30 protein-coding genes and 1 riboswitch are annotated in these 25542 nt (G+C 70.0%); of the genes, 21 read left to right on the top strand and 9 right to left on the bottom strand.

Annotated elements, in window-relative coordinates:
- Positions 1 to 2: 2 nt before the first annotated feature.
- Complete coding sequence (locus ASD30_RS21525; protein ID WP_056686964.1) at positions 3 to 1331, bottom strand: FAD-dependent oxidoreductase; 1329 nt, start codon at positions 1329 to 1331, stop codon at positions 3 to 5.
- Between the two features lie 75 nt (positions 1332 to 1406).
- Between ASD30_RS21525 and ASD30_RS21520 the strand changes: the two genes are divergently transcribed.
- The gene (locus ASD30_RS21520) at positions 1407 to 2330 is read left to right on the top strand and encodes a LysR family transcriptional regulator (protein WP_200951212.1); all 924 of its coding nucleotides are present in this window, start codon (positions 1407 to 1409) and stop codon (positions 2328 to 2330) included.
- A gap of 5 nt (positions 2331 to 2335) precedes the next feature.
- On the opposite strand, the gene ASD30_RS21515 is transcribed toward ASD30_RS21520, so the two are convergent.
- Positions 2336 to 2833 carry a DUF6328 family protein gene (locus ASD30_RS21515; RefSeq protein WP_056686958.1) on the bottom strand — a complete coding sequence of 166 codons (498 nt, stop codon included), beginning with the start codon at positions 2831 to 2833 and terminating at the stop codon, positions 2336 to 2338.
- Complete coding sequence (locus tag ASD30_RS21510) at positions 2817 to 3374, bottom strand: Dps family protein (protein ID WP_056686955.1); 558 nt, start codon at positions 3372 to 3374, stop codon at positions 2817 to 2819. The genes ASD30_RS21515 and ASD30_RS21510 overlap by 17 nt, the downstream gene beginning before the upstream one ends.
- A gap of 104 nt (positions 3375 to 3478) precedes the next feature.
- Between ASD30_RS21510 and ASD30_RS21505 the strand changes: the two genes are divergently transcribed.
- From ASD30_RS21505 to ASD30_RS21495, 3 genes are all read left to right on the top strand, one after another.
- Positions 3479 to 4024: a type 1 glutamine amidotransferase domain-containing protein gene (locus ASD30_RS21505; RefSeq protein WP_082564070.1), complete on the top strand. Its 546-nt coding sequence runs from the start codon at positions 3479 to 3481 to the stop codon at positions 4022 to 4024.
- Between the two features lie 149 nt (positions 4025 to 4173).
- A complete protein-coding gene (locus ASD30_RS21500; RefSeq protein WP_056686948.1) occupies positions 4174 to 4917 on the top strand; it encodes a GAF and ANTAR domain-containing protein in 744 nt (247 codons plus the stop codon).
- A 113-nt stretch (positions 4918 to 5030) separates the two neighbouring features.
- Entirely contained in the window at positions 5031 to 5300 is a 270-nt protein-coding gene (locus tag ASD30_RS21495; protein WP_056687392.1) for a DUF7218 family protein, read from the top strand.
- Here the strand turns inward: ASD30_RS21495 and ASD30_RS21490 are convergent.
- The gene (locus tag ASD30_RS21490; RefSeq protein ID WP_056686944.1) at positions 5287 to 5982 is read right to left on the bottom strand and encodes an HAD family hydrolase; all 696 of its coding nucleotides are present in this window, start codon (positions 5980 to 5982) and stop codon (positions 5287 to 5289) included. The two genes, ASD30_RS21495 and ASD30_RS21490, sit on opposite strands and share 14 nt — an antisense overlap.
- A 160-nt stretch (positions 5983 to 6142) precedes the next feature.
- Between ASD30_RS21490 and ASD30_RS21485 the strand changes: the two genes are divergently transcribed.
- The 13 genes from ASD30_RS21485 to ASD30_RS21425 all read left to right on the top strand — a co-directional run bounded on the left by ASD30_RS21485 (position 6143) and on the right by ASD30_RS21425 (position 17530).
- Positions 6143 to 6358 (top strand): hypothetical protein, encoded by a 216-nt coding sequence (locus tag ASD30_RS21485; protein WP_056686942.1) that lies wholly within the window; start codon positions 6143 to 6145, stop codon positions 6356 to 6358.
- A 183-nt stretch (positions 6359 to 6541) separates the two neighbouring features.
- The gene (locus ASD30_RS21480) at positions 6542 to 7360 is read left to right on the top strand and encodes a sigma-70 family RNA polymerase sigma factor (RefSeq protein ID WP_056686939.1); all 819 of its coding nucleotides are present in this window, start codon (positions 6542 to 6544) and stop codon (positions 7358 to 7360) included.
- 76 nt (positions 7361 to 7436) lie between these two features.
- A complete protein-coding gene (locus ASD30_RS21475) occupies positions 7437 to 8891 on the top strand; it encodes a SpoIIE family protein phosphatase (protein WP_056686935.1) in 1455 nt (484 codons plus the stop codon).
- Between the two features lie 244 nt (positions 8892 to 9135).
- A complete protein-coding gene (locus ASD30_RS21470) occupies positions 9136 to 10113 on the top strand; it encodes a DNA topoisomerase IB (RefSeq protein ID WP_056686930.1) in 978 nt (325 codons plus the stop codon).
- Positions 10114 to 10123: 10 nt separating this feature from the next.
- Complete coding sequence (locus tag ASD30_RS21465; protein ID WP_235532650.1) at positions 10124 to 11143, top strand: NADP-dependent oxidoreductase; 1020 nt, start codon at positions 10124 to 10126, stop codon at positions 11141 to 11143.
- Between the two features lie 93 nt (positions 11144 to 11236).
- The gene (rpe, locus tag ASD30_RS21460; RefSeq protein WP_056686924.1) at positions 11237 to 11899 is read left to right on the top strand and encodes a ribulose-phosphate 3-epimerase; all 663 of its coding nucleotides are present in this window, start codon (positions 11237 to 11239) and stop codon (positions 11897 to 11899) included.
- 223 nt (positions 11900 to 12122) lie between these two features.
- Positions 12123 to 12275, top strand: a riboswitch (FMN riboswitch).
- Positions 12276 to 12387: 112 nt separating this feature from the next.
- Positions 12388 to 13518 (top strand): bifunctional diaminohydroxyphosphoribosylaminopyrimidine deaminase/5-amino-6-(5-phosphoribosylamino)uracil reductase RibD, encoded by a 1131-nt coding sequence (ribD, locus tag ASD30_RS21455; RefSeq protein ID WP_056686921.1) that lies wholly within the window; start codon positions 12388 to 12390, stop codon positions 13516 to 13518.
- On the top strand, positions 13519 to 14154 hold the full coding sequence (locus tag ASD30_RS21450; protein ID WP_056686919.1) for a riboflavin synthase: 636 nt from the start codon (positions 13519 to 13521) through the stop codon (positions 14152 to 14154). It begins immediately after the preceding gene.
- Positions 14147 to 15415, top strand: coding sequence for a bifunctional 3,4-dihydroxy-2-butanone-4-phosphate synthase/GTP cyclohydrolase II (locus ASD30_RS21445; protein WP_056686916.1), 1269 nt, complete (start codon positions 14147 to 14149; stop codon positions 15413 to 15415). The genes ASD30_RS21450 and ASD30_RS21445 overlap by 8 nt, the downstream gene beginning before the upstream one ends.
- Positions 15412 to 15897 (top strand): 6,7-dimethyl-8-ribityllumazine synthase, encoded by a 486-nt coding sequence (gene ribH, locus ASD30_RS21440; protein ID WP_056686912.1) that lies wholly within the window; start codon positions 15412 to 15414, stop codon positions 15895 to 15897. The genes ASD30_RS21445 and ribH overlap by 4 nt, the downstream gene beginning before the upstream one ends.
- A gap of 55 nt (positions 15898 to 15952) precedes the next feature.
- Complete coding sequence (locus ASD30_RS21435; RefSeq protein WP_056687390.1) at positions 15953 to 16216, top strand: phosphoribosyl-ATP diphosphatase; 264 nt, start codon at positions 15953 to 15955, stop codon at positions 16214 to 16216.
- Between the two features lie 10 nt (positions 16217 to 16226).
- Positions 16227 to 17093 (top strand): ATP phosphoribosyltransferase, encoded by an 867-nt coding sequence (hisG, locus tag ASD30_RS21430; protein WP_056686909.1) that lies wholly within the window; start codon positions 16227 to 16229, stop codon positions 17091 to 17093.
- Positions 17094 to 17101: 8 nt separating this feature from the next.
- Positions 17102 to 17530: a PH domain-containing protein gene (locus ASD30_RS21425; protein WP_235532649.1), complete on the top strand. Its 429-nt coding sequence runs from the start codon at positions 17102 to 17104 to the stop codon at positions 17528 to 17530.
- Positions 17531 to 17543: 13 nt separating this feature from the next.
- Here the strand turns inward: ASD30_RS21425 and ASD30_RS21420 are convergent, their stop codons facing one another.
- The 5 genes from ASD30_RS21420 to pdxR all read right to left on the bottom strand — a co-directional run bounded on the left by ASD30_RS21420 (position 17544) and on the right by pdxR (position 22249).
- Complete coding sequence (locus ASD30_RS21420) at positions 17544 to 18452, bottom strand: aldose 1-epimerase family protein (RefSeq protein ID WP_056686905.1); 909 nt, start codon at positions 18450 to 18452, stop codon at positions 17544 to 17546.
- A 4-nt stretch (positions 18453 to 18456) separates the two neighbouring features.
- Complete coding sequence (locus ASD30_RS21415) at positions 18457 to 19053, bottom strand: uridine kinase family protein (protein WP_056686902.1); 597 nt, start codon at positions 19051 to 19053, stop codon at positions 18457 to 18459.
- The gene (locus ASD30_RS21410; RefSeq protein ID WP_082564069.1) at positions 19053 to 20267 is read right to left on the bottom strand and encodes an amino acid deaminase/aldolase; all 1215 of its coding nucleotides are present in this window, start codon (positions 20265 to 20267) and stop codon (positions 19053 to 19055) included. Before ASD30_RS21410 ends, ASD30_RS21415 begins: the two co-directional genes overlap by 1 nt.
- Positions 20267 to 20713: a hypothetical protein gene (locus tag ASD30_RS21405; protein ID WP_056686901.1), complete on the bottom strand. Its 447-nt coding sequence runs from the start codon at positions 20711 to 20713 to the stop codon at positions 20267 to 20269. Before ASD30_RS21405 ends, ASD30_RS21410 begins: the two co-directional genes overlap by 1 nt.
- A gap of 78 nt (positions 20714 to 20791) precedes the next feature.
- Positions 20792 to 22249, bottom strand: a complete 1458-nt coding sequence (gene pdxR / locus ASD30_RS21400; RefSeq protein WP_056686897.1) for a MocR-like pyridoxine biosynthesis transcription factor PdxR — start codon at positions 22247 to 22249, stop codon at positions 20792 to 20794.
- Between the two features lie 189 nt (positions 22250 to 22438).
- On the opposite strand from pdxR, the gene ASD30_RS26760 reads away from it, so the two are divergent.
- The 4 genes from ASD30_RS26760 (at position 22439) to rpmI (ending at position 25463) form a co-directional block, all read left to right on the top strand.
- Positions 22439 to 23689: a hypothetical protein gene (locus tag ASD30_RS26760; protein ID WP_156393743.1), complete on the top strand. Its 1251-nt coding sequence runs from the start codon at positions 22439 to 22441 to the stop codon at positions 23687 to 23689.
- Between the two features lie 7 nt (positions 23690 to 23696).
- Positions 23697 to 24224: an SseB family protein gene (locus ASD30_RS21390; RefSeq protein ID WP_056686891.1), complete on the top strand. Its 528-nt coding sequence runs from the start codon at positions 23697 to 23699 to the stop codon at positions 24222 to 24224.
- A 247-nt stretch (positions 24225 to 24471) separates the two neighbouring features.
- Complete coding sequence (gene infC, locus ASD30_RS21385; protein ID WP_321163498.1) at positions 24472 to 25221, top strand: translation initiation factor IF-3; 750 nt, start codon at positions 24472 to 24474, stop codon at positions 25219 to 25221.
- A gap of 47 nt (positions 25222 to 25268) precedes the next feature.
- Positions 25269 to 25463 carry a 50S ribosomal protein L35 gene (rpmI, locus tag ASD30_RS21380; protein ID WP_056686884.1) on the top strand — a complete coding sequence of 65 codons (195 nt, stop codon included), beginning with the start codon at positions 25269 to 25271 and terminating at the stop codon, positions 25461 to 25463.
- Positions 25464 to 25542: the final 79 nt, after the last annotated feature.

Below are 25542 nucleotides of genomic sequence, written 5' to 3'. Positions count from 1 at the left end.
GCTCAGCGAGCCCTGCGCAGCATCTCCTCGCGCTCGACGACCTTGACCCGGGTGCGGCCCTCGGCCTCGCCCAGGGCGATCTCGTGGGCGTCGAGCCGCTCCCAGTTCTCGAACTCGACGACGTCGACGCCGCGCTCGGCGAAGTAGGCGTTGACCGCAGCAGGGTCGCGCTCGGGAGCGGTGGCCGTGGTCTCCTCGACCAGGTGACCGACGGTCTGCGCGGCGTCGCTCTTGGTGTGCCCGATCAGGCCGACCGGACCGCGCTTGATCCAGCCGGTCACGTAGGTGCCGGGGATCGGGTCACCGTCGAGGTCGAGGACCCGACCCTCGTCGTTCGGGATCACCGCGGCCCGGGTGTCGAAGGGCAGGTCGGCCACCTGCGTGCTGCGGTAGCCGACGGCACGGTAGACCGCCTGCACGTCCCAGTCGGTGAACTCGCCGGTGCCCTCGACGCCGCCGTCGCCGACGAGGCGGGTGCGCTCGGTGCGGAAGCCGGTCACGGACTCCTCGCCGAGGATCTCCACCGGCTGCTCGAGGAAGTGCAGGTGGATGCGGTGCGGCTTGTCGCCGGGATCGCGACCGACCCAGTTGGACAGCGTGTTCAGCACCATCTTCGCCTGCTTGTTCGCGGCGATGTGCTCCATGCTCGCGTCGTCGACCTCGAAGCCCTCGGCATGCACGACCACGTCGACGTTGGGGGAGTGGGCCAGCTCGCGCAGCTCGAGCGGGGAGAACTTGGCGTACGCCGGACCGCGTCGCGCGAAGACGTGCACGTCGGTCGCCTGCTTGGCCACGAGGCCCGCGTGGACGTTGGCCGGAACGTCGGTGGCGAGCATCTCTTCGCCCGTCTTGGCCAGCACCCGGGCGACGTCGAGGGCGACGTTCCCGGCACCGACGACGGCGACGTGGCGCGCCTCGAGAGGCCAGTCGCGGGGCACGTCGGGGTGGCCGTCGTACCAGGAGACGAAGTCGGCTGCGCCGTAGGAGCCCGGGAGCTCTTCGCCGGGGATGCCGAGGTCGCGGTCGGACATCGCGCCCGTGGCGATGACGACGGCGTCGTAGAACGCACGCAGGTCGTCGAGCTTGCAGTCGACGCCGTAGGTCACGTTGCCCAGGAACCGGACCTCGGGCTTGGACAGCACCCGCTGGAGCGCCTTGACGATCTCCTTGATGCGCGGGTGGTCCGGGGCCACGCCGTAGCGGACCAGGCCGAACGGGGCAGGCAGCCGTTCGAGCACGTCGACGCTCACGTCGGTCCCGGACTTGGTCAGCAGGTCGGCGGCATAGATGCCGGCCGGGCCGCCGCCGATGATGGCTACACGAAGGGTCATGAGACCAGTCTGGGTGGCGTGTCCGCTCCGCGGAACGACGTCCACGTTGTGGGGTCACAACGTAGGCTTGTGACCATGTTGAGCCCGCACATGCCCGAGCTGCGCGCCCTCGAACTGCTGGTCGTGGTGGCCCGCACCGCCAGCCTGAGCGCCGCCGCCGTTGAGCTCGGCATCAGCCAGCAGGCCGCGTCCTCACGGGTGCGCACGATGGAGTCGTTGGTCGGTGCCACGCTCCTGGCCCGCACACGGCGCGGGTCCGAGCTCACCCCGACGGGGGAGCTCGTCGTGCAGTGGGCGAGCCGGGTGCTGGACGCCGCCGAACAGCTCGACGCCGGCATCACCGCCCTGCGCCAGGACCGACGCGGGCCGCTCGGCATCGCGGCCAGCCTGACCATCGCGGAATACCTGCTGCCCTCATGGCTGGTCGGCGTACGCACGGCGCAGCAGCGCTCCGGAGTGGCGACGACCGAGTTCACACTGACCGCCACCAACAGCGATCACGTCGCCGAGCTGGTCAGGGCCGGCGAGGCCGAGCTCGGGTTCGTCGAGGGTCCCGAGGCGCCTGCCGGCCTGCGACGCCAGGTGGTGGCGGTCGACGAGCTCGTCGTGGTGGTGGCGCCGAGTCATCCGTGGGCGCAGCGACCGAGCCGACGGGTCAGCGTGCACACCCTGGCGGCCACGCCCCTGGTGGTGCGCGAGGCCGGCTCCGGCACGCGCACCGTGCTCGAACGGGCCCTGGCGCACCTGGCCACGGTCGACCCGGCACTCGAGTTCTCCAGCACGGCGGCCGTGCGTGCGGCCGTGGCCGCGGGTGCGGCGCCTGCCGCGCTCAGCGTCCACGCCGTCCACGACGACCTGGCTGCGGGGCGGCTGGTCCGGATCGCCATCAGCGGGCTGGAGCTGCCACGGCCGCTGCACGCCGTGTGGAAGGGCGGCGCGCGACCGCCGGCGGGCCCGGCCCGCGACCTCGTCGACTGGGCGACCAGCTCACGGTCCTGACGGGCTCAGGGCGACTCCGGGTGCTCGGGTGCCCGGCCACCGGCCAGACGCGGAATCACGACCAGGGCGACGGTCACGAGCACCACCATGGCAAGGCCGACGACCGTGGCTGCCTGTCGATCGACGACGACGTCGAAGACGAACACCGCGAGACCGGTGACGAGCAGGCCGATGAGGAACATCACGACCTGCGCCAGGCGGTGTCCGGCCATGACGAGGCGCTGCTTGCGTTGCCACCGGAAGACCCGGCGGTGAAGGGCGATCGGTGAAAGCAGGAGTGTCGTGGTGGTGGCCGCGAGCAGCACCAGCACCAGGTAGAGGTGCCGCTGGAAGTCATCCAGGTCGGAGAACGCCGACTGGAACGGCAGCGTCAACAGGAAGCCGCCGAGGATCTGTACGCCGGTCTGCAGCACCCGGAACTCCTGCAGCAGGTCGTCCCAGTTGCGGTCCGCGCGCTCCTCGGTGGACTCGTCGCGGCCCTTCGGCTCAGCCGCTGGCGTCACGAGCCGCGCCAGCCTCGGTCGTGGCGCCCTCGGTCTGCAGCTTCCCGCCCTGGTCCTCCAGGTGGGCGCGGACGAACCAGTGGAAGAGCTCGAGCTGCTCGACCTGCCCGATCAGCACGTCCTGGGTCACCAGGTCGAGATCGTCCAGGGCCTTGATGGCCTCCCGGTAGGAGGTGATCACGCCTCGATACGTGATGTCGAGGGCGGCGAGGTGCTCCTGGGTCGTGGCCCGGCCGATGCTGTAGTCGTCCCACGCGCGTTCCTTGACGAGGGCACCCGGGGTGCCGCGCGGTGCGCCACCCAACGTCGCGATGCGCTCGGCGAGGGTGTCGGCCATCGCGCGCACGGCGTCGACCTGCGGGTCGATCATCTCGTGGACGGCGATGAAGTGCGGCCCCACGACGTTCCAGTGCACGTGCTTGAGGGTGAGCTGGAGGTCGTTGGCGGCATGAAGTCGTGACTGCAGCAGGTCGATGATCTTCTGGGCCGCGCCCTCCTCGAGACCGGGAACCGTGTAGTGCAGCGCCGTGTCGGTAGCCATGCCCGGGCAGTACCCGCATCCGATTCCTTCATACGGGCACCGACTGCCGTACGCGGTGCGGGGTACCGGGGTCGCCGACATCGACGGAAGGGATGACTCACACGATGACCAACGAATCGAGCACGACGAAGGTCGCCGTCCTGGTCGGCGCCGAGGGCATCGAGCAGGCCGAGCTCACCGAGCCGTGGGAGGCCCTGGCGGCCGCCGGGTGGCGGCCCGTGCTGATCTCACCCGAGTCGGGGGACGTGCAGGCCTACCACCACCTCGATCCCGCCGACAGCTTCACGGTGGACCAGAAGGTCGGTGACGCCGACCCGGGGGCTTACGCCGCCGTCGTACTGCCCGGCGGTGTGGCGAACGGCGACCAGCTGCGCACCGACGAGACGTCGGTCGAGTTCGTCCGGTCCTTCCTCGAGGCAGGTAAACCGGTGGCCGCGATCTGCCACGCCATCTGGACCCTGGTGGAGACAGGTGGCCTGAAGGGACGACGGCTCACCTCATGGCCGAGCCTCCAGACAGATGTCCGCAACGCCGGTGGCGAGTGGGTCGACGAGGAGGTCGTGGTCGACGGCAACCTGGTCACCAGCCGCAAGCCCGACGACCTGCCGGCCTTCAACAAGGCCCTCCTCGATCAGCTCGGGTCGGCCTGAGATGGCGACCCGCTCCGGGCAGGTCCACGTCGCCGACAAGGGCCCCGCGCCGGACGGAGATGATCGACATGTTCGGCTCGGACGCCCTGCCCGGACTCCGCAGTCACGAACGCCGGGCGTGATGCGGGAGCGAGCAGTAGTCTCAGGCCATGCCTGACCAATCGACTGCCGGCGGGAACGACACCGGACCCTATTTCGCAGAGCTCAGCAAGGCCCTGATGTCCGACCATGACGTGACAGGCACCCTGCAGCGCATCTGCGACCTATCGTTGGAGGTCGTTCCGGCGGCGGCCTTCAGCGCGATCACGGTGCGGCGACGCCGGGGCCGGCTCGAGACACTGGCGCACACCGACGAGATCGCCCTCCGCTGCGACGAGCTGCAGTACGAGTTCGAGGAAGGCCCCTGCATCGCGTCGGCCCTCGAGGACGAGCCCTACCTGATCCTCTCGACCAGCGATGACCAGCGCTTCCCGCTGTGGGGACCCAAAGTGGCGGACCTGGGCGTGCACTCGTTGATCAGCGTGCAGCTCTCCGCGGCGGCCATCGACCCCGACCGCGACCCGCTCGGCGCCATCAACCTCTATGCGACCAAGGTCGACACGTTCACCGAGGAGGACCTGCAGCGCCTCATCGTGTACGGCGTACACGCGGGCAACGCCCTGGCGACCTCCCACCTGGTGACGACGCTGGGCGAGGCAGTGGAACGGCGGCACGAGATCGGGGTGGCACAGGGAGTCCTGCTGCAGCGGTACGGGCTCGACCAGGAGCAGGCCTTCGAGACCCTTCAGCGCTACTCCAGCCACGCGAACGTGAAGTTGCGCGACGTGGCAGCCCTGGTGATCGAGCAGGGCGGGTTGCCGGCCAGCTACAAGGATGTCGCCCAGGAGTCCTGAGTGGCGGCACCCGTGCGTCAGGGGTGCCGGCCGGATCGATGCCCTGCCGGTCTGAGGGATCCGCACGTGGGTACCGCCCGTCGGACACCGTGAGACGAAAGGAAGTGGACGCGATGCCGAAGCGCAAGCCTGGTCCCAGCGTCAAGGACCCAGAGCTCTACGAGGAGCTGCGCGACGAGGGGGCGAGCAAGGAGAAGTCGGCCCGGATCGCGAACAAGGCGGCCGCCAGCTCTCGCTCCAAGGTCGGGCGCAAGGGTGGGGAGTCCGGGTCGTACGACGACTGGACGGTCGCCGACCTGCGCTCCCGGGCGAAGGAGATCGGTATCGACGGCCGGTCGAAGATGAACAAGAGCGAGCTGATCAAGGCCCTCAGGAACCATTGAGCGCGGGCTGCCCGGTCGACAACGGGCTCCGGCCCAACTGCGCGAGGAGATCGGCGGGGTGGGCGAACACGGACCCCGCACCGGCGCCCCGCAACGAGGCTTCATCGATGCCGCCGCAGAGCAGGCCGATGGTCGGAACTCCGCACGCCTGGGCGGCCTGTGCGTCCCAGACGGAGTCGCCGACCACGATCGCGCGCTCCGCGTCGACGGCCTGCATCGCGGCCTGGATCAGGTCCGGTGCCGGCTTGCTGTGAGCGACCTCGGCTCCCGACAGCACCACCGTGACGGATCCTGCGGCGTCGACGGTGGAGAGCAGTGCCTCGGTGATCTCCTGGCTGCCGGAGCTGGCCAGCACGAGTCGGTGTGTCGAGGCGAGGCGGCTCAGGAGGTCCGAGGCGCCACGTGTCTCGTGCACCTGCGACATGAGGTCGCGGAAGTGGCTGTCGTGGGCCCGGCGTACGTCGTCTCCGACGGCCCACTCGGCGGCCTCGCCGGCAACCTGCGCGACCAGGCGATCGCCGCCCATGCCGATGCAGCGGTGCACGTCGCTCCCGCTGACCTGCAACCCGACGTCCCTGAAGGCGCCCATCCAGGCCACGACGTGCTGGTAGACGGAGTCGACCAGGGTGCCGTCGAGGTCGAACACGACCGTGTCGATCGGGGAGTGCTGCCCTGCGGGCATGTGCGGATCCTCTGCTTGGTGACTGTGTCAGTTTCCGTTACCCAATCCGGTCCAGCGCATGCCGTGAGGTCTGCTGACAGACGAAGGTCACGGGCATTCGCATGGGACCCGCTGCCTCGGGTACCGCGACCACTGGTCGTCAAGGTCGAGAGGTGCAGAGATGGGCAAGCGGGCAACGTTCGTCGCAGCAGGTGCTGGGTGCCTGGTCGGCGCATGTCTCGGGCGGGCTCGGCAGCGCGCCCGGGGTCCGCATCTCGTCGCCGCCGGTGCGCACCCTGCGGAGCTCGCCGCCATGCAGAAGGTGGCCCGTCGGTCGCGCCGCGCGGCCGCCGACGCGAGCGCCGCACTGATCAACGACCGCTTCCGGGGCCCATGAGGCCAGGGGAAACTCCTGTGCCGCCGTGCCGGAACCACGGACTGGAAAACCGAGGTGTCGTGCGCTAAGTTGCGGTGCGACGGCATCATCTGCCGGAGCATCACGAATGCCAACGAGGTCCACGGTTACACCTCTCGCTGAAGTCAACGGCGAGGCCCGAGCGAATTCCCCCGGGAGGCCGCCATGGCCAGCATTGACATCCAGAAGAATCCCTTCGACGACCTGCCCCGCGACCAGCGGCGCAAGCTCACCGCGAGTCTTCTCCAGCGCGCCGCGCGTGCCAGTACGCCGGAGGAACGAGCGCGGTTGCTCGAGGACGTCGTGCTCGCCAACGTGTGCGTGGCACGCAGCATCGCCTCGCGCTACAAGTCGCGCGGCATCGCGTCCGAAGATCTCGAGCAGGTGGCCAACGCGGCCCTCGTGCGCGTCGTCCAGAAGTTCGACGGGGAGCACGAGAGCGACTTCCTCGCCTATGCCGTGCCGAGCATCAGGGGGGAGATCCGCCGCTACTTCCGTGACCACGGCTGGGTGGTCCGCCCGCCGCGGCGCATCCAGGAGCTCCAGTCGCGGGTCATCGAGGAGCGGGACCGCCTGGGCAGCGAGGGGCGGCGTACGCCGAGCGACGGCGAGATCGCAGCTGCTCTCGACGTGCCCGAGCAGGAGGTGTCCGAGGCCCTCCGCGCGGAGGGTTGCTTCACCCCGACGTCGCTCGACGCCCCCGTGGGCGACGACGTGGGCGCCAGTCTGGGCGACATGCTGCCCGATCCGCAGGCCGACGAGGCTGCCGCGGCGGAAGCGCGCGTGATGCTGCGTCCGGTGGTGCGCAGGCTGTCCGCCCGAGACCGCAAGCTGCTCCGGATGCGCTTCTTCGACGAGCTCACCCAGCAGGAGATCGCCGACGAGTTCGGGGTCACCCAGACCCAGGTGTCCCGACTGCTGAGTCGCATCATGCGCGACCTTCGCAGCGGTCTCGTGGAAGGGCGCGAGGACATCGAGGCCTGACGATCGGGCATGCCGACGCCCCAGTTGGATACCGTGAGGGGGATGGAGTGGCACGTTCTCGGCCAGAGGGGGCGACATGCCCACCACACCCACTGATGTCCAGATTCCGTCCGGGCTGCCCGTCCTGCCCGGCGTCGTCCTCACGGGCAGCTACCTGCTCACGGACGTGCCACCGCTCAACCGCGGTGACACCATGGACGCGATCGTGCTGCCGCATCGACGGGTCGCGCTCATGGTCGCCGACGTGGTGGGCCAGGGCTTCGGTGCAGCCCTGGCCGTCACCCAGGTCCGGGCGATCCTGCGGGAGCGTCTCACGGGTGGCGCTGGGCTGCTGGGCGCACTCGAGAGCGTCGACGCCTACGCCGAGCACCATCCGGAGACCTGCGCCACCACGATGTGCGTCGCCGTCCTCGACCTCGACAACGGGCATGTCGAGTACGGCACGGCCGGTCACCTGCCACCCATGATCCTCACCCCCTTCCGGCCCGCACGCATGCTGCCCTCGGAGCAGGGGCGCCCCTTGGGGACCGGGGGCGACTTCCACACCGGGTGGGCCAAGCTGGCGCCGGACGACCTGCTGGTGCTCTACACGGACGGTCTGGTGCGCACCCCCGCACGGTCGTTGGACCTGGCGAACGCACAGCTGCTGCAGGTGGCGGCGACGGCACTCGACCGGACGATGTCCGGCCCGGCGGTCCAGCGTGGGGACGAGGTGTGCCGGGCCATCCTGAACGGTGCCGGCACGGCCGGCGACGTACGAGACGACGTGGCGCTGATCGTGGGAGCGCGTAGCCCCGCCCCCGCGACGTACTCCATCCGCGCGTCGGCCAGCACGGCTTCGGCGTCGACGGTCCGCGACGGGCTGCGTGACTGGCTCGACGCGATCGGTGCGGGCCTCCTCGACCACATCGGACTCGACCATGCGCTCGCGGAGCTGGTCACGAACGCGGCCCAACATGCCTATCCGGATGACACGCGAGATGCCGAGCGCCCGCTGTGGGTCGACGCCGCGCTGGACGACAGCGGGACGGTGACCGTCACGGTCTCCGACGCCGGCCGGTGGCGCGAGGAGGTCTCTGACGGCCGGGGACTGATGATGGCCGCCGCGCTGGCCGACAGCATGGACGTCCGCCGGGGCCCGCGCGGAACGGAGGTCGAGCTGCGGCTGAAGTTGGCCCGACCCGTGCAGCTGCTCCAGTCCGAGCCGGAACCGCGGGTCGCCCCCGTGGTCGACGACCATGACGGAGAGCTCCACACGGTCGCTGCGCGGGGGAGCCTGGTCGCCAAGGGGCCGATCGACGGCGTGACCATCGAGGTCTTCGACGCAGCGCTGCACGAGGCGACCCGAGCGGGCACTGCCTCGGCCACGGTCGATCTCAGCGGGGTCACCCACCTCGCAAGCCCGGGGGTGCAGTCGCTCTTCGAGTTCCTGGCCCGCACCAAGCGGGCCGGGGCCGAGCTGACCTTCCTGGCACCGGCAGGTTCCCCGGCCGCCCAGATCATGACGCTCGTCGGACTGGTGTCGGCTTGATCCGGATTTGTCGGGAACTGCGCGGTATGAGCATGCACGGTCCGGGTACTGGCTTCTCGCGTCGGGGCCGATCGGCCAGTGCGGACCGGCTTCGACGTCCAGGCAACACACGGGCTGGCGCCTCACTCTGCACTGCTTGCGCGCGGCACTGCCGAACGAGTCCCGGCCCGCTCCTGATCGCGGAGCCCTCCCGTACGCCGTGCGAGGGCTCCGCGATCCACGTCCCGACGGCGAGGATTCCAGGGTGCGACTTCGACGGGTGTCACCGCACGATCCCGGCTGGAGCCGGCGCCGGGCCGGCCGCGGGTTCGTCTATCTCGACGAGGTGGGGGAACGTCTCCCGGACGACGACGCCCAGAGGATTCGGGACCTCGCAGTGCCGCCGGCCTGGCAGGACGTGTGGATCTGCCCGGTGGTCAACGGCCACCTGCAGGCGGTCGGCACGGACGCCGCGGGTCGCCGGCAGTACCTCTACCACCCGGACTGGCGGATCCGTCGTGACGCCGAGAAGTTCGAGCGCACCACGTCCCTGGGACGGGCGTTGCCGCGGATGCGCAGGGCGCTGTCGCGCCATCTCCGGGACGACGAGATGAGCGAGGCGCGCGCCTGTGCGGTGGCCGTTCGCCTCCTCGATCTCGGGTACTTCCGGATCGGCAACGACGTCTACACCGACGAGTACGGCAGCTTCGGTCTCACCACGCTCGAGCGACGACACGTGCGGGTCTCCGGTGAGGTCGCCACGTTCGACTTCGTCGGCAAGTCCGGGGTCGAGCACGTCGTGACCATCGACGACGCCAGGTGTGTCGCGGCGATCAAGGCGTTGCGGGCGCGCCGGGGTGGGCCCGATGAGCTGATGGCGTTCAAGCACGGTCGACGATGGCACCGGCTCGAGCCCGCCACGATCAACGACTACGTCCGTGAGGTCTCGGGAGTGGAGGTGACGGCCAAGGACTTCCGCACCTGGCACGCGACCGTGCTGGCCGCGGTGGCCCTGGCGCAGAGCCCGGAGCCGGGAGAGAGCAAGGCCTCACGCAAGCGGGCGGTGCGTGCGGCCATGGAGGAGGTCGCGGAGTATCTCGGCAACACCCCCACGGTGGCGAGGACGTCGTACGTCGACCCGCGAGTGCTCGACCTCTACGATCAGGGCGAGGTGATCGGCACCAGCCGATCCGCGTCGCAATCCGCGGTGGAGAAGGCAGTCCTGCTTCTGCTGGGTCAGTAGCATCGCGACAGTGAAGACCACCCAGATCCGCCTTGCGTCCCGACCCGTCGGTGAGCCCCAGGACAGCGACTTCTCGTTCGTCGACGAGGAGCTCCCGGCACTCGAGGAAGGACAGGTCCTGCTGCGCACGATCTACCTCTCCCTCGACCCCTACATGCGCGGCCGGATGAGCGCCGCCAAGTCGTACGCCGAGCCGGTCGAGGTCGGCGCCGTGATGATCGGCGGCACCGTGTGCGAGGTGCTCGAGTCGCGTTCATCCGCACGCCAGCCGGGTGACCTCGTGCTCGCCTTCGCCGGCTGGCAGACCCACGCCGTCGTCGACGCCCGTCAGACTCGTCGCCTCGATCCCGAGGCCGCACCGGTCTCGACCGCTCTCGGCGTCCTGGGCATGCCCGGCTTCACGGCGTACGCCGGACTCCTCGAGATCGGCAGGCCGAAGGCGGGGGAGACGGTCGTCGTCGCGGCGGCCACCGGTCCGGTCGGTTCCGCGGTCGGACAGATCGCGAAGGTCAGGGGCGCCCGCGCGGTCGGCATCGCAGGCGGACCCGAGAAGTGCCGGGCCCTGCTCGAGGAGTTCGGCTTCGACGCGGCCGTCGACCACCGCTCGCCGACCTTCGTCGACGACCTCGCCGCAGCCACCCCGGACGGCATCGACGTCTATTTCGAGAACGTCGGGGGCCCGGTGGCCGCGGCCGTGGCCCGACGTCTCAACACGTTCGCCCGCATCCCGGTGTGCGGCCTGGTCGCCAACTACAACGCGACCTCCGTGCCCGAGGGACCCGACCAGCTGCCAGCCTTCATGGGGAAGGTGCTGTCGCTCAGCCTGACCATCCGCGGGTTCATCCAGCAGGAGTTCGTGCCCACGCATCACGAGGACTTCCTGCGTGACATGGCCGGGTGGGTCGCCGACGGCTCGGTGCGCTACCGCGAGGACGTCGTCCACGGCCTCGACCAGACGCCCGAGGCCTTCCGCGGACTTCTCACCGGACGCAACTTCGGCAAGCTCCTGGTGCGCGTCGGCGACGCGTAGGTCACCCGCTCCCGACCCGCGCGGCGTCCGGTCGAGTGCGCGGCCGGGCTCCCGTGGCGGGCCGGGGGACGCGCGCGGGATAGAGTCCCGCCCGTGGGTATCCAGATCACGCCGAGCATCCTGAACGCCGACCTTGCCGACCTGGCCAACGAGGTACGCCGCATCGGCAGTGCCGACTGGGTGCACGTCGACGTCATGGACAACCACTTCGTGCCGAACCTGACCCTCGGGTTGCCGGTCGTGGAGTCGCTGGCCAGGTCGACGCCGTTGCCGATGGACGCGCACCTGATGATCGAGGACCCCGACCGCTGGGCTCCGGCGTACGCCGAAGCCGGTTGCGGCTCGGTGACCTTCCACGTCGAAGCGGCCAAGGCACCCGTCCGCCTGGCTCGTGAGATCAGGGCCCAGGGCGCCCGCGCGTCGATGGCACTCAAGCCGGCCACGCCGATCGAGCCCTACGAGGACCTCCTCGCCGAGCTCGACATGCTGCTGATCATGACCGTCGAGCCGGGCTTCGGTGGCCAGAAGTTCCTCGACCTCTGCCTGCCCAAGATCCGCAAGGCGCGGGCGCTGATGGACAAGCACGGACTCGAGACCTGGCTCCAGATCGACGGCGGGGTCTCGCTCGAGACCATCGAGCGTTGCGCCGAGGCCGGTGCCGACGTGTTCGTCGCGGGGTCGGCCGTCTACTCCGCCCAGGACCCCGACGCCATGGTGCGCGAGCTGAAGGCCAAGGCCGAAGCCTCCGCCGGCTAGCTCACCCTGCACCCTGTCCGCATCGACCTGTCGCCAGTTCTGATCGACCTGTCGTGAGTTCGGGTCGACCTGTCGCCAGTTCGGCCCGAGAGTCAGAACTGGCGACGGGTCGTCAAGAACTGGCGACGGGTCGCGGAAGGGAGACGGGTGCAGTCTTGGTGGCCGGGCTCACATCCGCGCGCCGTGGGTGGTGTGGCAGGATTGCTCCCGTCGAGTTTTCAACTCGCGTGCTCTGGGGTCGGTGCAATTCCGAGCCGGCGGTGACTGGGTGAAGAGGTTTCACCCGGAAGTCCGCGACCCGGTCACAACCAGTGACCGGTTGACCAGGTGAGATTCCTGGACCGACGGTCAAAGTCCGGATGGGAAGTGCACGCAGTGGTTGATGCTCTGCGTGAGGCCGTCCGACGCGCAGCACGCACGAGTTGACCCCCTGCCGATCGACCCGCATCAAGCCCCAGAGTCCGCGACCGGACCGAGAGGGCAAGCGGATGACCAGGGTGATCACCGAATACTCTGCCGTCGAATACTCTGCCGCCGAGCAACGCGCCATGCTGCGTGCGCTCGAGATCGCGGCCACCCCGGGCGTGCCCCTCGGCCCGAACCCACGCGTCGGATGCGTGCTCCTCGACGACGACGGCATCGAGGTCGCCGAGGGCTTCCACCGCGGAGCCGGTACGCCGCACGCCGAGGCGGCCGCACTCGCCGAGGCCGCCGGCCAGGCGCCGGGTGACCTTGCCCGCGGTACGACGGCCGTGGTCACCCTCGAGCCCTGCAACCACACCGGTCGAACCGGTCCGTGCGCCCAGGCCCTCATCGACGCCGGCGTACGTCGGGTGGTCTTCGCCCAGTCCGACCCGAATCCCGTGGCTGCCGGGGGAGCGGAGACGTTGCGGGCAGCCGGTGTCGACGTCGCGTACGGCCTTCACGAGGACGCCGCCCGACGACTCAACCGGGCGTGGACGTTCGCCGTCGAGCACCAGCGTCCGTTCGTGACGTGGAAGTTCGCGACCACCCTCGACGGCCGCAGCGCCGCTGCCGACGGCACCAGCCGCTGGGTGTCGTCACTGCCGGCCCGACGTGACACGCACCGCCTGCGCGGTGAGTGCGACGTGATGATGGTCGGCGCCAACACGGTCGACGTCGACGACCCCGAGCTGACGGTGCGCGACGAGCTGGACCAACCCGTGGAGGCGCAGCCGCTGCGTGTGGTGATGGGGCTGCGCGACCTCCCGGCGACGAAGAGGATCTTCAACGACTTGGCGGAGAGCCTGCACCTGCGCACGCACGATCCGCGCGAGGCGCTGCAGCAGGTCTTCGATCTCGGACGCCGTCACGTCTTCCTCGAGGGCGGGCCGACCCTGGCCGCCGCCTTCCTCGAGGCCGGGCTGATCGACGAGGTCGTCACCTACGTCGCGCCGATGCTGCTCGGCGCCGGACGCAACGCCGTGGCCGACCTCGGAATCAGCACGATCGCCGACGCGTTGCACTTCGCGATCGACGACGTGACCGTGCTCGGCACCGGCGCCGAGACCAACATCCGCCTCACCATGACACCGAGTTCGTTGGTTGAGGAGCGAGCGCCAGCGAGCGTCTCGAAACCACACACAGAGGAGAGCTGAATGTTCACCGGAATCGTCGAGGAACTCGGCACCATCGAGGCGATCGAGTCCCAGGGTGACGCGATTCGCCTCTCCATCCGCTCGGCTGTCGTGCTCGACGGCACCGGCCTCGGTGACTCGATCGCCGTCAACGGCTGCTGCCTGACGGTCGTGGAGCACGACGGAGCCGTCTGGACCGCCGACGTCATGCAGGAGACCCTCGACAAGACCTCGCTCCTCGGCGTACAGCCGGGCGACAAGGTGAACCTCGAGCGTGCGGTCACCGTCGAGAAGCGACTGGGTGGCCACATCGTGCAGGGCCACGTCGACGGCGTAGGCACCGTCGTACGCCGGACCCCCAGCGAGCACTGGGAGATCGTCGAGATATCGATGCCCGAGGGCATGGGCCGCTACCTGGTCGACAAGGGCTCCATCACGGTCGACGGCATCTCCCTCACCGTCGTGGAGACCCACGGCGACACGTTCACCGTCAGCCTCATCCCCGAGACGTTGGCGCGTACCACCCTCGGCTTCCGGGGACCCGGCGACCGGGTCAACCTCGAGGCCGACGTCATTGCCAAGCACGTCGAGAAGTTGCTGGCCAGTGGCTACATCAACCAAGGAGACAGCACCAATGAAGGACCAGGCAATGAGTGACAAGGTGCGACTCGACAGTGTCGAGGACGCCATCGCGGACATCGCGGCCGGCAAGGCAGTTGTCGTCGTGGACGACGAGGAGCGCGAGAACGAGGGCGACATCATCTTCGCGGCCAGCAAGGCCACCCCGGAGCTGATGGCGTTCACGATCCGCCACTCGAGCGGCGTGATCTGCGTGCCGATGCCCGCCGAGATGCTCGACCGCCTCGAGATCCCGTTGATGACGCCGCACAACAAGGACAAGCTGCGGACGGCCTACACCATCTCGGTCGACGCCCGTGACGGCGTGAGCACCGGCATCTCCGCCGCCGACCGGGCGCACACCGCGCGCGTGCTGGCCGACTCCGCGACCGAGCCGTGGGAGATCACCCGTCCCGGCCACGTCTTCCCCCTGCGCTACCGCGAGGGCGGCACCCTGGTCCGTCGCGGCCACACCGAAGCCGCGGTCGACCTGGCCAAGCTGGCCGGGCTGACCCCGGCCGGCGTGCTCGTCGAGGTGGTCAACGACGACGGCACGATGAAGCGCGCCCCCGAGCTGCGCGCCTTCGCCGACGAGCATGGCCTGAAGATGATCTCGATCGAGGACCTCGTGCGCTACCGCCGCCGCACGGAGGTGCTCGTCGAGCGCGTCGCCGAGACCGACCTGCCCACGAAGTTCGGCGACTTCACCGGGTACGGCTACCGCATCACGATCGACGACAGCGAGCACATCGCCCTGGTGTACGGCGACATCAGCGGTGACGCGCCGGTGCTGACCCGGGTGCACTCGGAGTGCCTGACCGGCGACGTGTTCGGCAGCCACCGCTGCGACTGCGGTCCGCAGCTCGACGAGGCGCTCGAGCGGATCGTGGCCGAGGGTCGCGGCATCGTCGTCTACCTGCGCGGCCACGAGGGCCGCGGCATCGGGCTGGTCGCCAAGCTGCAGGCGTACGCGTTGCAGGACGGCGGGCGCGACACCGTCGACGCCAACCTCGACCTCGGGCTGCCCGCCGACGCGCGTCACTACGGCACCGCCACCCAGATCCTGCGCGACCTCGGGGTCGGCACGGTGCGGTTGATGACCAACAACCCTGACAAGGTCAACAACCTCGAGGACTTCGGCATCACCGTGGCCGAGCGGGTGCCGCTGACGCCGCACCCCAACGACCACAACCTCGCCTACCTGATGACCAAGCGCGACCGTATGGGCCACGCGCTGCCGGACCTCGAGCCGGCGCCCACGTTGGACGGACACGACACGTTGGAAGGACAAGAGCTGTGAGCGGAGCGGGAGCCCCCGACCAGAAGCCGATCGACTGCCACGACCTGCGAGTCGCCGTGGTCGCCTCGAGCTGGCACGAGGAGGTCATGAACGGCCTCCTCGAGGGTGCCGACCGTGCCCTGCGCGCGCACCAGGTGGAGGCGCCGACCGTCGTGCGCGTGCCCGGCGCCTTCGAGCTGCCCGTGGTGGCGGCCGCGCTGGCCACGACGTACGACGCGGTGATCGCGCTCGGTGTCGTGATCCGCGGCGGCACGCCGCACTTCGACTTCGTCTGCAACGCAGCCACCGATGGGCTCGGTCGGGTCGCCCTCGACACCGGTACGGCGGTCGGCTTCGGCCTGCTCACCTGTGACGACGAGCAGCAGGCCCTCGACCGCGCGGGGTTGGCCGACTCCCGCGAGGACAAGGGGTGGGAGGCCACGTCCGCGGCGCTGGCCACCGCCCAGCTCCTCAAGCAGGTACGCCGCGGCATCATCGAGTGATCGCTCGTGAGACCGGCGCGGGACGCGGTCGTCGTACGCCGTAGGCTTGTCGACCGTGAAGACGTTCGAGGAACTCTGGGCCGAGCTCAACGAGAAGGCCCAGACCCGACCTGAGGGATCCGGCACCGTGCGACAGCTCGACGCCGGCGTCCATGCCATCGGCAAGAAGCTGGTGGAGGAGGCCGCGGAGTCCTGGATGGCCGCCGAGCATGAGGGCAAGGACGCAGCAGCCGAGGAGATCAGCCAGCTGCTCTACCACGCCCAGGTGCTCATGATCGCCACCGGCATCACTCTCGACGACGTCTACTCACACCTCTGAGGAACCCCACATGACGCAGCCCGCCAACCAGAAGCTCCTCCGGATCGCGGTGCCCAACAAGGGCTCGCTGTCCCAGTCCGCGACCGAGATCCTGCGTGAGGCCGGCTACCGCCAGCGCAGCGACACCAAGGAACTCGCCCTCATCGACGCCGAGAACGGCGTCGAGTTCTTCTACCTGCGTCCGCGTGACATCGCGTTGTACGTCGGCGAGGGCACACTCGACATCGGCATCACCGGCCGCGACCTGCTCCTCGACTCCGGCGCCGAGGCCGAGGAGGTGGTCCAGCTCGGGTTCGGCCGTTCGAAGTTCTTCTTCGCCGGCCCGGCCGGCCAGTTCACCGACGCCTCCGAGCTCGAGGGCAAGCGCATCGCCACGTCGTACGTCGGTGTGGTGCAGCAGTTCCTCGACAAGCGCGGCATCAACGCGACCGTGACCCGCCTCGACGGAGCCGTCGAGACCAGCATCCAGCTCGGCGTCGCCGACGTGATCGCCGACGTCGTCGAGACCGGCAGCACCCTGCGTGCCGCCGGCCTCGCCACGTTCGGAGAGGTCGTGCTCGAGTCCGAGGGTGTGCTGATCACCCGCGGTGGCGACCGACCGGCCGGGTTCGACGTGTTCCTGCGTCGTCTTCAGGGCGTCCTCGTGGCCCGCTCCTACGTGATGATGGACTACGACATCCGCAGCGAGCACGTCTCGAAGGCGGTCGACCTGACCCCCGGCATCGAGAGCCCGACGGTCAGCCCGTTGCATCGCGAAGGGTGGGTCGCGGTGCGTGCGATGGTGCCCCGCGACGGCGCCCAGAGGCTGATGGACGAGCTCTACGACATCGGTGCCCGCGGCATCCTGCTGACCGACATCCACGCCTGTCGGGTGTGAGCGCGGCCGTGTCCGAGCTGACACTGCCGCACACCTGGCGGCCGTTGGGCGTCCGCATGGCCGGCATCGCGGGCGGCGTCATGCTGCTGGTGCTGTGCGGTGCGACCTGGTTCCTCTTCGACTCCGAGGTGCGCGAGACGTTCACGCTGTTCCAGCGTGGCACCGCGCTGCTGCTCGGACTGTTCGTGGCGTCGTTGGTCCACGCGCTGGTCCGGGCCAGGGCGGTCGCCACCAGCGAGGGGCTGCTGGTCGTCAACGGCTACCGGACCCGGTTCTACGAGTGGGCCGAGATCGTCGCGATCCACCTGCCGCGCGGGGCACCGTGGGCCATGCTCGACCTGGCCGACGGCACCACGAGTGCGGTGATGGCGATCCAGGGCAGCGACGGCGCCCGCGCCAAGCAGGCGGTCCGAGAGATCCGTTCGCTGTTGGGCTGAGTGCCTGACTGGCTCAGAGTGCCCGGATGCCCCACGAGACGGAGAGCTCGCCACCGTCCGGAGCGAGGGTCGTGAGGTCCTCACCCGACCGGAACGCGTTGGCCTGTGCGGTCATCGGCTCGACTGCCAGCGAGCGGCGTGCCGTCGCGGGCACGTCGTCGGCCGAGTAGACCTGCAGCCACCTCACGTTGTCGTCGACCCAGAGGGTCACGCCCCGCTGCGGCCCCTGGAGTACGACGATCGCACGGCCGGCCTCGTCACGCACCAGGTCGGTGAACGCGTCGTTGAGCACGGTGGCCCGGATCGGCCGCGAGACCCGGAAGTCGAGCTCGGTGCCCTCCACCTCCTCGCTGCCGACCGGCAGCAGGCGGTCCGCGGAGACGAGAGAGCGCCGGGCCGCGGGCAGGGTCAGCTCCCAGTCGTCGATCGGCCCGTCACCCGCGAGCAGATACGGGTGCGCGCCGCAGGCATAGGGCGCGGGCGAGTCGGAGAGGTTCGTGGCGGTCTGGGTGACCGTGAGCCCGTCGGCGGACAGGTCGTAGAGCACGTGCAGGTCGACCGCCCACGGGTAGCCGGTCTGCGCCATCACCCGCAGCGTCAGCGACACCGAGTTCGGCGAGTGCTCCTCGAGGGTCCAGGCCGCCCACCGGGCCAGGCCGTGGGAGGCGTTGTGGCGCCTGGGCTCGGTCAGGGCGAGCTGGTGGTCCCGGCCGCCGAAGGAGTACTGCCCGTCCTCGATCCGGTTGGGCCAGGGCATCAGCAGCTGCCCGCGCCCGCCGGAGGCCATCTCCGACTCGTCAAACCCGTCGACCAGCGGAGTGCCGTCGTACGACAGGTGCCGCAGCGCGCCGCCGCTCTCCGTCACCACGGCCCGGTAGCCACCGCCGCTGATCTCGAACTGTTCCCCCGAAGGCATCACCATGGACTCACCCTATGGTTCTGGTTCCGTCGAACCGCAGGTCGGCAGTGCCGGGCAGCCCGTGTGCGGCGAAGAACCGCGCCTCGTCGGCCATGAAGCCGGCCCACAACGCCCGGTGCCCCGCCTCGTCCCACGGCTCGCCTTCCCGGGCATACAGGGCACGGTCGCGGGCGAGGCCTCGCTCGAGCCGCAGGTCGTCGGGCGCGGAGACCCAGACCAGCGTGCTGCGGTACGGCGCCAACGCCCGGTCGCCCGAGCCGACACCCTCCAGCACCAACAACGGCGACGGCGGCACGTCGTGTCGCTCCGCGAAGGCGCCCAGGACCCAGTCGTAGCGCCGGTAGTGACCCGTCTCGCCGGCGGCCAGCGGCACCACGACCTGGTCGTGCAGGCGCGCGCCGGTGTCGCCGTTCAGGCCGCTCCAGCCGTCGTACATGTCGTCCATGTGCAGCACGACGGCGCCGGGCACCGCCTCCGCGAGGGCGGTCGCCAACGTGGTCTTGCCGGAGCCGGCCGGGCCGTCGACGCAGACCAGGCGACCGCCGGCGAGCCGACCCGGTCGCGCCCGCGCGTGCTCGAGGACGGCCGCGACGACGTCGGTCATCAGAAGGCGTTGCCGGTGCCCCGGTAGGTCGGCACGGAGTCGGTGATCGCGGACCCGGAGAGCAGGTGCACGGTGTCGGTGTGCTCGAACGGCTCGCCCGACTTGGCGTGCCGGAACCAGACCAGCTCGCCGATCTTCAGACGCGAGGCGGGGTGCCCGGTCAAGGGGGTCTGCACCTCGCCGGCGCCTTCGAGCCCGGTCAGGTGCAGCCCGGGCGGCGCCCACGGGATCGGTGCACGGTCGGCGCCGGTGGGTCCGGAGGCGATGAAGCCCCCGCCGGCCACGGTCACGACGTTCGCGGACGGTCGTCGTACGACGGGAACCGCGAAGAACGACGCCGGACGTGGCGTGAACGACTGGTAGTGGTCGAAGAGGCCGGGCACGAGCAGACCGGACCCGGCGGCCACCTCGGTGACGACCGGGTCGGAGGCGGAGGACTCCACCGATCCCGAGCCGCCGGCGTTCCAGAACTCCAGCGGCGCGATCTGGCGCAGCGCCGCGTTGATCTCGTGGCGACGCACCTTCAGCTGCTCGACCGAGGCCGACTTCAGCCGGCGCACGATCATCGACTTCGCGCGCTGCGACGGTACGTCGTCGGGCACACCGGCGACCTGTCCCTCGTAGGTCATCACGCCGACGAGCGTGAATCCGGGTCGGTCGGCGATCGCCCGGCCCAGCGCGGTCACGGCGGCCGTGTCGTAGAGCGGCGAGCGCTTGGGGCCGACGTGCTGGCCGCTGATCCTCAGTCCGGCGTCGACGTCGATCGCGATCCGGATCGCCACCGCCTTCGACGAGCGCACCGAGTCGATGATCTCGAGGTGGTCGACCGAGTCGACCATGAGCGTGATCGCCGAGGCTGCGGACGGTGAGCTGACCAGCCGCCCGAGGGCGTCGCGGTCGACGGTCGGGTAGCCCATCACGATGTCGTCGGCGATGCCGTTCTCGTGCAGCCACAGGGCCTCGCGCAGGGTGTAGCCGAGCACGCCGTGTAAGCCCGGCCGAGCCAGTGCCCGCTGCAGCAGTGCGGGCACCCGCAGGGACTTGGAGGCCACCCGGATCGGCGTGCCGGACGCCCGCCGGACCAGGTCGGCCGCGTTGGCGTCGAAGGCGTCGAGGTCGACCACCATGGCCGGTGTGCGCAGGTGCCCGGGAAGGTCGGCGACGGCCGCGTCGAGTCGCGCCCGCAGACGATGGCGGGCGATGCCGTCGTCCATCAGTTGATGCCGCGCTTCTTCAGGATCGCCTCGATGTCGGCCAGGTCGTCGTCGATCGCAGGCGCGCCCTTCTGCGACGAGGGCGGCAGTGCCTTGCGCTCCTTGCGCTTCGGCTTGACCTCCGGCGTCTCCTCGCCCGGACTCGACTCACCGCGAGCGGACAGCCAGCCGGAGACGCCGAACAGCACGACCGAGGTGCCGGCCAGCAGGATGCCCAGCCACACCAGGGGGCTGAACACGAAGCCGGTCGCCCAGTCGGCCACCGACGAGGTGATCTCGCCGAACATCTCGAGGGTGCCGGTGAAGTACGCCGCGGCCGGCAGCAGCGTCAGCGCGGCGCCGCGGGTGGCCGAGGCGGCGCCACGATTGCGTGCGGCGTACCAGGTCCACAGGCCGCCGCACACGGTCAGGGCCAGGGCGAGGGCCTGCCAGCTCACTTCGGACATGCCTCCAGCATTTCACATGTCCGGTGATCCGGCGTGGGTACGGTGCCGGGCGGGCGTCGTCGACTGCGTCGGCGGCCCTCAACCGCGGCATTCCTCGATCACCTCGAGCAACGCCAGCAGGCCTGGCCGCACACGCTCGGTGTCGATGCAGGAGAAGCCCACGCGCACGAACCCGGAGCCGGTCGCGGCGTCGGCGAAGTAGAGCTCGCCGGGGTCGATCAGGATGCCGCGCTCGCGTGCGGCAGTCACGACGTGATCGCTCGTCGCGCCGTCGGGAAGTCGCAGCCACAGCGCCGTACCGCCGGGAGGGAAGACCTGGTCCGGGAAGCGGGTGTGCAGCGTCCCGGTCGCGACCTCCCAACGGACGGCGAGCTCACGCCGGTAGGCGTGCAGCGACCTGGTGAACGAGCCGTCCCGCATGAAGAGGGCCAGTGCGCGTTGGGTGACACCGGGGACCTGGCGGTGGACGTAGCGGCGCCGCCAAGCCAGGGCCCTGATCAGCGACGGGTCCGCGACCACGAAGCCGACCCTGATGCCCGGGGCGAGGAGCTTCGACATCGAGCCGAGGTAGATCACCCGGTGCGGGTCGTGGGACGCGATCGCGGGCGTCGGGCGTCCGCGGTAGCAGAGCTCGCTGTCGTAGTCGTCCTCGATGACCAGGAAGTCGTCGTCGCGGGCCCGCCGGATCAGGTCGAGCCGGCGGTCGGGGGACAGGGTGACGTTGCTGGGGTGCTGGTGTGACGGCGTCGTGTAGCAGAGGGACGTCTCGCGGGTGAGGTCGTCGACCCGCAGGCCCTGGTCGTCGACGGGCACCGGCACCAGCTCGGCCCCGCGGGCCGCGAACACGTGACGGGCGTCGACGTAGCCGGGATCCTCGACCACGACGTGGTCGCCGCGCCGGACCAGGGTGTCGGCCAGCAGGGCAAGGGCCTCCTGGGCGCCGAGGGTGATCAGCACGTTCTCGCGTTCGACGAAGATGCCGCGGCTCGGCAGCAACGACCGGCGCAGCTCGTCGATCAGGAGCATGTCGTCGATGAGGTTGTCGTCGAGCGAGGCGTGGCGGTGGTCGTCGCCCAACGACTTGCGCACGGCAGAGAGCCACTGGCGATCGGGGAAGAAGCGGGCGTCGTGCTGCCCGGTGATGAAGGGGTACGGGTAGGTCCACCACTCGGGAACCCGTTGCAGGTGGGGGATTCCCGGGGTGACCGGTTGCCGGATCCAGCGGGCCCAGGCGACGTCGCCGCCCGACTCGGTGGGTGCGTCGGCGACCGTCGCGTGGGTGTTCACGAAGACGCCGCTGCGCGGTGCGCTGCGCAGGTAGCCCCCGGCGATCAATTCGTCGATCGCGGTCTGCACGGTCATGCGGGAGACGCCGAGCTGCTCGGCCAGCATGCGGCTCGAGGGAATCCGCTCTCCAGCCCGCCACGACCCGGTGAAGATCAGCTGCTCGACCATCGTGCGGACCCGCACGTGCAGCGGGAAGACCGACGGGACTCCGTCGAACACCTCGCTCACGAGAATCGTCGAGGCCGGCATGCCGATCTCCCATCTGGACTGGTCGGATTGCTGAAACTGGATCTTGTCCTAGTCCAGATATTGCTCGAGTGTAGGGCCAGTCATGCCCTTCAGGCCCCTGCGGACCCGGGCCACCACGTTCGATCCTGTTGTTCCGAAAGGCTCCGCCGGACATGTCCGAGACGCTGCACGTTGCCGGCCGCGTGACCCATGAGCGGTAGGCACGCGAGCATCGGGGGAGCCGTGGCGACCTTTGCGCCGGTCGTCAGCACCATCTCGTTCTACTTCGCCTTCCACACCCTGGTCATCACCGCCCTGCCGCTGACGGCGGACGACGCCGGCATCGCCTCCGTGGCGGTCACCGTCTACATGGGAGCCGGGCTGCTCTTCGACGCAGCCGCCGCGTCCGTCGCCACGCATCGCGGCCTGCGCTCGGTGGTGGCCGTCTCGGCCGCGCTCATGGTGGTGATCGCCGCCGCGATGCTGACCCTGGGCGACATCGGCTGGGCCCTCGTGCCGGTGGCACTGGTGCTCGCGGCGTGCTCGAGCCTGATCTACATCCCCGGCCTCGCCCACTACTCCCACCTGTTGGGCGCTCGACAGGCGAGGGGTCAACGACTGTCCGTGCTGGTCCAGCGACTGGGCGCACTGGCGGCGTCTGTCGTGGTCGGCCTCTCACTCGCCCGCGGGGTGCCGTCGGCGCTGTGGTGGGCGGTCGGAGGCTGCGGCGCCCTACTCGCACTCGGTGCCACCCGGCTGCCCGCCGGCGTCGTGCGTGAGGCCGAGCCCCGAGTCCGCCTGCTCGCGGCCGCCCACGCTGCGTGGCGCGAGACCGCCGGCTCCCGGACGATGCTCTGGGGGTTGCTCCCCGCCATGTCGATGCCGCTGGTCTTCGTGCTCACCGGGTCGGTGCTCCCGGCGCTGGACGGCACGGACGCGGCGGCCGCCGGCCTCGGCCTGATCGCCCGGGAGCTCGTCGCGCTCGTCTGCGCTGCCCTGCTGGCGCGACGTGGACGGCTCCGCGCCAACGTGGAGTTCATGGTCGCGGTGGCTCTGTGCGCGGGCGGCGCACTGCTCGCGTTGACCGCGACCTCGCCCTGGCAGGTCGTCGCCGGTGTGGCCCTGACCGGCCCGGTGGTCTCCTCGGCCATCATCGTGTCCGCCTTGAACGTGCACGCGGCAGCGCGGCACTCCACGCGGCCGTGGGCGTGCTTCGGGGCGATGGGCATGTCGGCGCGGCTCAGCGGCCTCGCCTCTCCGCTCCTCCTCGGCGCCGCCGGGGTGTGGGGCGCTCCCTCCATCGGTGCGGTGTTCGTCATGCTCCTCGTGGGACTGGGCCTGGGCATGTGGCCGGGCCGGCAGGCCCTGCGCGACGAGAGGGACTCCCCACGCGGTGGGCCCACCCGGCCGGTCGACCACGCGGCTCGGTTGGGTCACCGATCACGATCCCGCCTATCCTGACGCCACCATGACGAACCCCAATCCCGATCGCTTCGAGGGCGCCCGCATCCTCGAGTCGTCCTTTCCCGACGACGACGGCGGGCAGTTCCCCGAGGTGGCCGAGGCCCTGTCGGCGTACGCCGCGGATCGGAGCAGGTACGCCGAGGCGTTGGCCGCCGTGCAGTCCTCGCGCCTGCTGGTGCCCGTGGTCGCGCTGCTCGGCGAGGTGGAGTACGACGACGAGGGCCTGGCCCACGACAAGTCCAGTGACATGGCGGCGGTGCTGATGCAGGGCGGCGACGGCCGGATGGCCCTGCTGGCCTTCACCGGCACGGAGCAGCTCACCGCCTGGAACGCCGAGGCCCGTCCGGTCGCCGTACCCACGATCGCCGCTGCCCAGTCTGCGCTCCAGGACGAGGCCGAGGCGCTGGTCATCGACGTCGCCGGGCCGGTGACGTTCGTGGTCGAGGTCGACGACCTGCGAGGACTCGCGGCGGGGTGGCAGCTGGTCGAGGTCGACGGCCGCTCGGCCTGGCTGCAGCCCGAGGCCGACTGAGTCGATTTGGGGGAGTGGGCGGAGGGCGCGTAGTCTGTCCCTCGACCGATCTGCATTGCCATGACCCCATGGCGGAGTGGATCAGACAAGCGGAGGTTTCGACTTCCCACCCGCATCGACCGCGAGGTCGTCGGGTCCGGTCCGCAGAACCAGGTCTGCGCGGCGTACGCCGTGGTGCAGGCATGGAGACGCGTGGTGCACCTGTGCATCTGGAGACTGGGCTTCCGCTTGGAATGAGCGGAAGCCCATTTTCGTTCCACAAGGGCGAATTCGTTCCATCCACAGATTTGCACCATCGTCCCCAGGAGGACCCATCAGCACAGAGCTGCGCATCAACGACCGGATCCGGGTTTCCGAGGTCCGGCTCGTTGGACCCAACGGCGAGACCGTCGGCATCGTGCCGACGGCTGACGCGCTGCGCCTTGCCCAGGAGGCTGACCTCGACCTCGTCGAGATCGCGCCGCAGGGCAAGCCGCCCGTCTGCAAGCTCATGGACTACGGGAAGTTCAAGTACGAGAACGCCCAGAAGGCCCGTGAAGCCCGACGCAACCAGACGAACGTGATCATCAAGGAGATGAAGCTTCGTCCCAAGATCGACGCGCACGACTACGAGACCAAGAAGGGTCACGTCGTCCGCTTCCTCAAGGCCGGTGACAAGGTCAAGATCACGATCATGTTCCGCGGTCGTGAGCAGCACCGCCCCGAGCTCGGCTTCCGGCTGCTCCAGCGCCTGGCCGAGGACGTCGAGGAGCTGGGCTTCGTCGAGAGCTCGCCCAAGCAGGACGGCCGCAACATGATCATGGTGCTCGGTCCGCACCGCAAGAAGGCCGACGCCAAGGTCGAGATGCAGGCCGAGAAGGAGTCCAAGGCCGCCGAGCGCGCCGCGGGCGAGGCCGAGGAGTCCTCGTTCCGCAAGGCATCCGCCGGCACCAAGCCCGTGGCCCAGAAGAAGGAGCGCAAGCGCTCCGAGAACCTCGATCCCGAGATCGAAGCCTGAGTCCAGGCCCCCCACGTTCACCAGATCCAGAGATAGAGAGCAGAGAGATGCCGAAGAACAAGACGCACTCCGGTGCCAAGAAGCGCTTCCGCGTGACCGGCACCGGCAAGATCCTTCGCGAGAAGGCCGGCAAGCGCCACAACCTCGAGAAGAAGCCGTCCAAGGTGACCCGCCGCATGACCGGCACCGTCGAGCTGGCCAAGGCTGACGTCAAGTCCGCCAAGAAGATGCTGGGTCTCTGAGACCAACTTCCTGCTGGTGACCTCGCCCCGATCGGCGGACACCGCACCCCCAAACTTTTCGAGCAACAAGGAGTAAGAC

Source organism: Nocardioides sp. Root140 (assembly GCF_001426745.1).
GTDB lineage: Bacteria > Actinomycetota > Actinomycetes > Propionibacteriales > Nocardioidaceae > Nocardioides.
The sequence above is the reverse complement of the archived record's forward strand: the minus strand, read 5'-3'. Positions and strand labels throughout refer to the sequence as shown.